Annotated in this window: 1 protein-coding gene; it reads right to left on the reverse strand. The window is 58.8% G+C overall.

Going from position 1 to position 250, the window contains the following annotated elements:
• Nucleotides 1–250, reverse strand: a 250-nt coding sequence (locus tag R0J92_RS25155) for a hypothetical protein (RefSeq protein WP_411053690.1), incomplete at both ends; no start/stop codon positions are given.

A 250-nucleotide genomic window follows, 5' to 3' on the forward strand; every position in this document is an offset into this window, starting at 1 on the left:
GTTGAAGTCGGCATCATCCTTTCGCTGAACAGCACGCTAGCCAGAAGTTCTGGCAGCCAGGAAGGCGAAAACGCATCGTCACCGGCCTGCTGCATCTCAGCAAGCGGCCACCACTCATAGCAAGGGGTTGTACCACGACTGTCGGCCAGTAAAAGCTCTGTCTGCGCGCACGCCTGCGCCGCATGCTGAACATCAGGGCAGCGCACCAGAAAAAAGCGCTCTTCACCGGGTTGGCCTGCTGCGTCTATTG

This window comes from Tritonibacter sp. SIMBA_163 (assembly GCF_046535935.1).
Lineage (GTDB): Bacteria > Pseudomonadota > Alphaproteobacteria > Rhodobacterales > Rhodobacteraceae > Epibacterium > Epibacterium scottomollicae.